At 48.5% G+C, this 229-nt stretch carries 1 pseudogene; it reads right to left on the bottom strand.

Going from position 1 to position 229, the window contains the following annotated elements:
• Window positions 1-229 (bottom strand): annotated as a pseudogene (locus HBA93_RS24035) (tRNA uridine-5-carboxymethylaminomethyl(34) synthesis GTPase MnmE); the annotation flags it as partial.

Consider the following 229-nt stretch of genomic DNA (forward strand, 5'->3'; position numbering starts at 1 on the left):
ACTGAACCCGGAACATCGCCCTCATCTGCGAAGTCTAATTCAGCTTCAATAAAAGCTCGCGCCTGAATGAGCTTCTGTCGCCAATCCATATAAAGATTACGTTGCGCACCGGAAGCAACTTGCTGTGCTAATCGTCTTTGTGTTTCCGTTTCAGCGGAGATCAAATCCGCCAGCCCTTCCGCCATAGTTAAATCCATTTTGCCGTTTGCAAATGCACGGCGCGTGAATT

This window comes from Ochrobactrum sp. SFR4 (assembly GCF_019730395.1).
GTDB lineage: Bacteria > Pseudomonadota > Alphaproteobacteria > Rhizobiales > Rhizobiaceae > Pseudochrobactrum.